Below are 2,708 nucleotides of genomic sequence, written 5' to 3'. Positions count from 1 at the left end.
AGATCATCCTCTCCGGCATCACCGGCACAGTGGTAGCGACTGAAGTGGAAAGCATCCCTGGGTACACCATCGACCACAACACCCAGAGCCAGACGGTGGTGGTCAACCCGGACGATACACAGGAACTCTGGTTCTACAATTCGCCGGTAGGCGGTGTGGAGTTTACCAAAGTCAATGAGGCAGATAAAACGGAAACCATCTCCGGCGTCACCTTTGAAATCCGCCGCGTCAGCGACGACGCTCTGGTGGACACCGTGACCACCGGGAAGGATGGAAAAGTGTTCTTGCCCTTGGAGGCTGACAACTACTATGCCGTGGAAACCGATTGCCCGGATACCTTCAAATTGGACCCCACACCCATCTATTTTACCGTCAAGGACGGAGAGACCACCCGCAAAACGGTGACCAACAAGGCATTCTCCGGCATCCTGCTGCACAAGATCGACGCAGACACCCGAAAGGGCATTTACGGCGTGACCTTCCTCCTCTACGACGGCAATATGAATCCTGTGGATCAGTTCACCACCGACCAGAACGGATACGCCTACATTGACACCCTGGATCTGTCTGGCAAGGTGTATCTGCGGGAGCTGGAGAACGAGGGCTACATCGTAGACGAACAGCTGAAAACCGTCTATATAAAGCCTGGCGAGACCACGGAAATCACCTGGGAAAACCGGGCCATCACAGGCCAGATCCAGATTGTCAAGAAGTCCGCCGACTACAACCCCACCAACGGCCTGCCTGCCGGAACGCTGCTGGAGGGGGCCGTATTTGAGATTTATGATAAGGCGGGTAATCTAGTGGACACCATCCGCTCCGACAGCCGAGGGCTGGCCGTGTCCAAGCCCCTGCCCCTCTCCCGCTATACCATCCGGGAGGTCAAGGCTCCGGCCAATTACGGCGTAAATGAAACGGAACTCACCGCCTATCTGGAACATGAGGGACAGATCGTCAAATTTGAGGTGACCAACAAGAGCCTGACCACCGGCGTGTCCATTACCAAAACCGGCCCCAAGGAGATCATGGCGGGCCAGCCGGTGCGCTACACATTCTCTGGGATTGCCAACACATCCAATGTCCGGCTGGATAGTTTTTATTGGCGCGATACCCTTCCCGCAGAGGTGCGGTTGGATACGGTGGTCACCGGAACCTATAACTTCCCCGGCACCTATAAGATCACCTACCGTGTGAACGGTGGCGAGTATCGGACCCTGGCAGACAACCTGTCCACCAGCAAGAACTACACCCTGGCTGCCTCGGCCACCGCACTGGGCCTTGCCAGCAATGAACGGGTCACAGAGGTCATGTTCGTCTTTGGACAGGCCCCTGCTGGCTTTGCCCAGGTAGAAAAGCCGTACCTCCACTGCACCGCCGTGGCCAACCTGGCCTCCACCTCGTTTGTCAATGTGGCCGACGTGGGCGGCGTCTACAACGGCCAGTGGGTGCAGGCTGTCAGCCGCTGGGTGACCACGGTGTACGGCAAACCTGCCATTCCCACCCTGCCCCGGACGGGGTATTAAGCCCTTGGGGGACTCACAGAAGCTGTGAGTCCCCCTCTTTCTTACAACCAATTATTCTAACAGAAAAAGGAGAAATGAACGATGTTGAAGATCACTGCTACCGGAAATCTGACCAATGATGTGGAGCTGAAGATGAACGAAACCACGGGCAAGCCCTATGCCATCCTGCGCATCGCCTCGGACCGCCGCTATCGGGATCAGGAGGGCAACCGGCTTACCGACTTCATCTCCATCAAGGTGCGCGGCCCCCTGGCCGAGTTCTGTGCCGCCTATGCCTGGAAGGGCTGCAAGCTGGCCGCCTCCGGCGACTTCGAGACCATCACTTTTTCTGACGATCCCACCCGCCAGCCCGGCTTCCTGATCAAGGCTACGGAGGTGGAGCTTCTCTCCCCTCGGCGGGCAGAGGAGGCGACCGCTGCCGAGCAGAACCAGGCAGAGTGTGAGGCCGCCTGATGAAGAACACTGGGATCATTTACAGCAGCACAGAGCACACCCCTGTTGTGCTGCTTGAGATGGCCGAGCTGCTCCCGCCTTTGAGCGAGGAGCAGCTCGGCGCGCTGGAGACGGACCTCCTGAAAAATGGGTGCTATACCTCCATCATCGTCAATGAGGATCTGGTCGTCATCGACGGGCATAACCGAAAATCCCTGTGCGACAAGCACGGCCTGCCTTATCAGATGCTGGTGTTCGCCTTTGACGATCTGCTGGAGGCCAAGCAGTGGGCGCTGGATACCCAGAAGGGCCGCCGCAACCTGGACAAGTGGGAACTGGGCAAGATCGCCCTGAAGCTCAAGCCGGAGATCGAAGCCAGGGCCAAGGCAAACCAGGGTACGCGAACTGACCTTTCGGCAACATTGCCGGAAAGTTCCGTTCCTGTTGATACCCGCAAAGAACTGGCAGACTCCGTTGGTCTGGGTGAGCGGACCATGGGCAAAGTGATGCAGATCGACGAGCACGCCCCCGCAGCGGTCAAGGAGGCGCTGGACAAGAAGGAACTGTCCATCAACCAAGGCTACCAGATCACCAAGCAGGTGGAGGATCTGCCGGAGGAGCAGCGGGAGCAGGCCGCCCAGGAGGCGTTGGACATCCTGAAAGCCAAAAAGGAGATCCAGGAAAAGGACGCGGAGATCGACCGTGAGGGGAAGATCGCTGGAGTCTTCTGCAAGGCGTATGAAAAGGCGGTCC

General features: G+C 57.9%; 3 protein-coding genes. All 3 read left to right on the top strand.

Annotated features, from left to right (window positions below; translation table 11 throughout):
* On the top strand, positions 1-1,523 hold a 1,523-nt coding region (locus HMPREF0372_RS20570; protein ID WP_007491223.1), incomplete at its 5' end, for an MSCRAMM family protein.
* A gap of 81 nt (positions 1,524-1,604) precedes the next feature.
* On the top strand, positions 1,605-1,976 hold the full coding sequence (locus HMPREF0372_RS09065) for a single-stranded DNA-binding protein (RefSeq protein ID WP_007491221.1): 372 nt from the start codon (positions 1,605-1,607) through the stop codon (positions 1,974-1,976).
* Positions 1,976-2,708 (top strand): ParB N-terminal domain-containing protein (locus HMPREF0372_RS09060; RefSeq protein WP_007491219.1); only part of this gene is annotated, 733 nt, incomplete at its 3' end. The genes HMPREF0372_RS09065 and HMPREF0372_RS09060, both read left to right, overlap by 1 nt.

The sequence above is a fragment of the Flavonifractor plautii ATCC 29863 genome (assembly GCF_000239295.1).
GTDB classification, from domain to species: Bacteria; Bacillota; Clostridia; order Oscillospirales; family Oscillospiraceae; genus Flavonifractor; species Flavonifractor plautii.
Note: the sequence above shows the minus strand (reverse complement) of the source record. Positions and strands in the feature narration are given on the sequence as shown.